This window comes from Micromonospora sp. RV43 (assembly GCF_001029515.1).
GTDB classification, from domain to species: Bacteria; Actinomycetota; Actinomycetes; order Mycobacteriales; family Micromonosporaceae; genus Micromonospora; species Micromonospora aurantiaca.
Genome location: NZ_LEKG01000304.1, coordinates 1 through 4,504 on the forward strand (window position 1 = coordinate 1; position 4,504 = coordinate 4,504).

The following is a 4,504-nucleotide window of genomic DNA, read 5'->3' on the forward strand; positions in this document are numbered from 1 at the left end:
CGCGATACAGGCGCACAGCGCGCCGACGTAGCTCATCGGGGTACTTCTTCGGTGCTGCCACGGACGACTTCCTCCCCACGGCCATCAGACCATGATCAAGAACCTCCATGAAAGCGGGGGTGGCTCACCGCCTCGATCAACCGCGATGAGCCGCAGACGTAGACCGCCTGCCCCGGCTGGTAGTGATACAGCGCCGCGCTGAGCAGATCCCCTTGCGCCGCCGGCTCAACATCACGGTCGTCAGAGAACGCCAACACCACCGTCAGCCAGTCACCATGCGCCTGCTGCAGCTTGTCCAACGCTACCGCGTCGTAGAGATCGGGCAGCGTCCGCGCACCCACCACCAAGGTCACCCGTCGCCTGATTGGTGATGCGGCGACCTGTTCAACCAGCGCGCGCAGCGGCGCAAGACCCGTGCCACCTGCCGCCAACAGAAGGTCAGCATCACCGGCCCGCTCCAGCGACAGCCCGACATCGAGCGCCGGCCCCAGCCACAGCACCTCCCCCGGAGTCACCCGCTCGACGAGCACCGAGGAGACCAAACCCTCCGGGACCGCACGCACGTGAAACTCCACCGTGCCGTCCGCACGAGCGGGATTCGCCGGCGAAAACCACCGCCACTGCCCCGCCACCCGAGGTGTGCATACGGGCATGGCCTGACCAGGCAAAGAACGAACGCGACGCGCTGGCCGAACAGTCAAGACCGCGACGCCGTCAGACGCGGCCTCGCACTCCAACACCTCGGCGACCGTCACGTGCGGCCCATCGCCCAACGCCCCCGCCGCCCGCTCAGCCAGACGAAGCACCCGGCGGCAACCCACCTCCCAGTAGCCGGCCAGATCCGGCTCCCAGCTCGCACCCCCGAACCGCCGCACCGTATCCACCATCGCCGCCGCAACCACCGTGCCGTGATACGGATACAGCCCGAGACGCCGGTACATCCGACCCAACACTGACAACGCAGCACGCCGAGCGGCTGGATCTCCGCGACCAGCCACCATCTGCCCAAGCGTCGAGAAAAACATCGGCGTGAGCTGCTGCGGAAGAAAACGTGCGCTCCTGTCCTCCATGAACGACCAGAAGTGATCACTGGCGCGACCGTGAGCGGCCAAGGCGACTGCCCACGACAACTCGAGGTCAGCCATCGCTCAAGCCACCTGCGAGGCGAAGACTGCCGAGCCGCTCGCCGGGTGGTGCAAACCTCAGACACCGGCGCATGTTTGACCTCGCCCTCCTCAGCCTTACCGCACGCTCTGGCTCAACCGGATCAGGTGCTACACCGCAAGCGGCTGACTGCGACCGATGAGCCAAAGGAGCGTGCGGCCGCCCACCACTTACAGCGACTGAACGACGCCGGAGCGGATTGCCTGTCCAGCAAAGCCGAACGACCCAAGCAAATCGATGTCTGACTTGTTGTCTCGCTGTTGTCTCATCACCAGGGCCAGGCAGTTTCCGCAGTTGGCAGCCCTTCTCACGGGTTGGTTCGGGCTACAGTGACGCGATGACCGGGGAGGTAGCATGACGCGAGCCCCATCGCCACGGGCCCAGCTTTTGGTGCATCCGTTGAGCTACGTTCGAGAGCAGCGGAACTGGACGCAGCAAGACCTTGTCAACGTCATCGCGCGTCGCCTGAACACCGCCGCTCGACGGGAGAAGGCGTGGCGCTGGGAGCGGTGGGGCGTAGTCCCGGATGAAGATTCACAGCTTGCACTGGCAGACGAACTCGGCATCGATCGGCAAACCGTCAAGGCACTCGGGTGGCCGCAATGGCTTCCGAGTGGACCAGCGATCAGCGCCTCGGCGCCATGGACTGTGCAAGGAGCAGTGGCTCTGCTCGACGACACCGCGGGACCGGCAGTGCTAGATCGCCGAGGCTTCTTGATCATGCAAGCCGGGCTCGCGGCGGCAATCGCTGAGCGTTGGCTTGCGGTCGAGCCACCAAGGGTCAATGCAGCGCTCCAGGGAGGCCGGGTCGACGCTGATTTGCTCGATTGCTTCGAACAACGACTCCCCGCGCTGCGGCGCATGGACGCAAGCCTCGGCGGCGGCAGCGTGCGGTCACTGGTTGACGCAGAACTCCGACTGGTTACGGATCTGCTGAACCAAGGTAGCTACTCCGAGACGGCGGGGAACCGCCTGCTTTCCATCGCCGCCGAGCTGGGCCGGATCGCAGGCTGGGCGAGTTTCGACGCCGGCTTCCATGCCGCCGCCGAACGCTACTGGTTCGCGGCCCTCCATGCTGCACATTCGGCATCCGACCGCGCAGCCGGGGCGAACATCTTGAAGTGCATGAGCTTGCAGCGAGTCGATACTGAACGACCCACTGAAGCTTTGCGCCTGGCCGACGCTGCGCGCGCTGGCGCGAGACACGCGCCAGCGCGCGTACGGGCCATGCTCACGACGCGACTAGCCCGTACCCACGCTGTACTTGGCGAGTCGCTGGCGTGCGAGAAACGGCTGGTGGAGGCCGATGCAGAGATGTCGCATGCCGATGAAGAGCCTAGCCCGGCCTGGGCCAGCTATTTTGATCACGCAGAGTACTCCGCTCAGGTCGCAGCGTGCTATCTCCTGCTTGAGCGCCATCGGGCGAGCGACCACTGGCTTCAGCAGACGCTCGCTCTTCAACCTGCTGAACGCAGCCGAGATCGCGCCACCTATCTCATTTGGCGCGCCGAGTCGGTCCTCAACCTCGGGGACGTCGACCACGCATGCGCGCTCGTATCTGAGGCAGCTCCGGACGTCACTGCAACTCGATCGGTGCGCAACCACCGCCGATTGCTGGACATCCACGGCCGCTTGACGGCGCATCGGCACCCTGCCGCGCGAGCGCTGGACGAGCGCGTGCGTAGTCTGCTCGCATGAGTAAGGTCGGGCGAGTTGCGGTGGTGACCGGCTCCAATCGCGGTCTGGGTAAGGCCATCGCCTACGGCTTAGCCCACAAGGGCGTGCACGTGGTCGTTACGGCTCGCACCGAGGATGCCGCTGAGCGGGCGGCTGACGAGCTACGCGCTGACGGCTTGTCCGCGTCCGGCCACCAGTTGGACGTTGTGGACCCCGCTAGCGTCGCTCGTGTCATGGCAGACGTCGGATATGAGCACGGGCGACTGGACATCCTCATCAACAACGCAGGCATTGCTATCGATCGCGGCCAAACAGCGTCCCGCGCCGATATGGAAAAGGTGCGAGCCACTCTTGACACCAACGTCATGGGAGCGTGGCGTTGCTGCACCGCAGCCATTCCCGAAATGAAGAAGAATGGTTACGGAAGAATTGTCAATGTCACGAGCCACATGGGCACCTTCGGCGAGATGGGGCCTGGCAGCGTCTCCTACCGGGTATCCAAGGCGGCCGTGAACGCCTTAACCTGCATTTTGGCAGCCGAACTGAAGGATGACGGGATCCTCGTCAACGCCGCTTCACCGGGGAAGGTCGACACCCGGCTGGCGTATGGCAAGGCCACCCACACGCCGAAGCAGGCAGCGGAGACCTTCGTCTGGCTCGCCACCCTTCCTCCTGACGGTCCTACCGGGGGCCTCTTCTTTCAGCGTGAGATCCTCGACTGGTAACTGCCGCACGCCGTCGGGGGACTGCCGAAGTGCTGCGCGAGGCATTCGATACCACCAACCAGCAGCGCATACGAGCCGACAAGATCGCGCGTGGTCAGCAGGGGGGGCCAGTAGTGCATGTGGATCGCCGCGGCGAGTGCCCGCATGTCGCCGTCGGCGAGGCTGGTGAGTCGGGCTACGCGTCGGAAAACGCCCCGTCGACCTGCGTCCAGTCGGGGATGGGCGCACCGAGATAGGTGTCCACCGCCCCGGCCAGCGGCAGCGCGAACAAATGCTCCTGCCCCTCGACCCTCGCCATGACCTCCGGAGCCACCTGGCAGCGACGGTCGGTCACCAAGGTCAGCAGGGCGCCGAACATCGCGCACGGCCGACCGTGTTGAACTGCTCCGACGGCGAACCCACACGCATGTAGTGCAGGACCGTCACCGACTGGATTTGCTCACCCGGAACTTCAGCAAGCCCTGCCCCTCCGCGGCGGGCAACCGTCTCCGTCCGCGGCACCATCCCCGAGTGGATCATCTACTGAATCTCGATGGTAGGTGGCGTGCTCTACGAGACGCGCAGCAGCAGGCCTTCATCGTAAGCCGGGAGAATCGCTGATATCGGAGTGGGCATTTGTGAAGAAGGCCGGGACGTGGTTCGCGAGAGCGTTCCCGGCCAGGCTCCGGGCGGTAAGCAGATCCCGTCCGCTGGAGGGAGCATCGGCATGAGGGACAGCCGCGACGGCAGGCTCGGAAGCTGTGGCAAGCCTATCGTCGCCTGTCACGGGTCGAGGCGGGCGGAGGATGCGCTGGCGGTGAAGCTCTCCGACCTAGTACTCCAGCCGCACTTGGCTGAGTCGTTGTCTTCGCTGGTAGTGGCTTGTTTTGGCTCTGAACTGGTGGCGGCGTCGCCACCATGACCATCGATCGATATGGTCGCGGGTTCGTTTGTGGGTG

Annotated in this window: 4 protein-coding genes; 2 read left to right on the forward strand and 2 right to left on the reverse strand. The window is 65.1% G+C overall.

The genetic code is table 11. The features are described 5' to 3' along the window. Positions 1-95: 95 nt before the first annotated feature. Entirely contained in the window at positions 96-1,145 is a 1,050-nt protein-coding gene (locus ABD52_RS36390; protein WP_047894743.1) for an FAD-binding oxidoreductase, read from the reverse strand. 409 nt (positions 1,146-1,554) lie between these two features. On the opposite strand from ABD52_RS36390, the gene ABD52_RS38815 reads away from it, so the two are divergent. Both ABD52_RS38815 and ABD52_RS36400 read left to right on the forward strand, forming a co-directional pair. After that, the gene (locus ABD52_RS38815) at positions 1,555-2,862 is read left to right on the forward strand and encodes a transcriptional regulator (protein ID WP_235437674.1); all 1,308 of its coding nucleotides are present in this window, start codon (positions 1,555-1,557) and stop codon (positions 2,860-2,862) included. Beyond that, positions 2,859-3,566, forward strand: coding sequence for an SDR family oxidoreductase (locus tag ABD52_RS36400; RefSeq protein WP_013289234.1), 708 nt, complete (start codon positions 2,859-2,861; stop codon positions 3,564-3,566). Before ABD52_RS38815 ends, ABD52_RS36400 begins: the two co-directional genes overlap by 4 nt. A 175-nt stretch (positions 3,567-3,741) precedes the next feature. Here the strand turns inward: ABD52_RS36400 and ABD52_RS36405 are convergent, their stop codons facing one another. Continuing rightward, a complete protein-coding gene (locus ABD52_RS36405; protein WP_013289235.1) occupies positions 3,742-3,924 on the reverse strand; it encodes a hypothetical protein in 183 nt (60 codons plus the stop codon). Positions 3,925-4,504 lie beyond the last annotated feature (580 nt).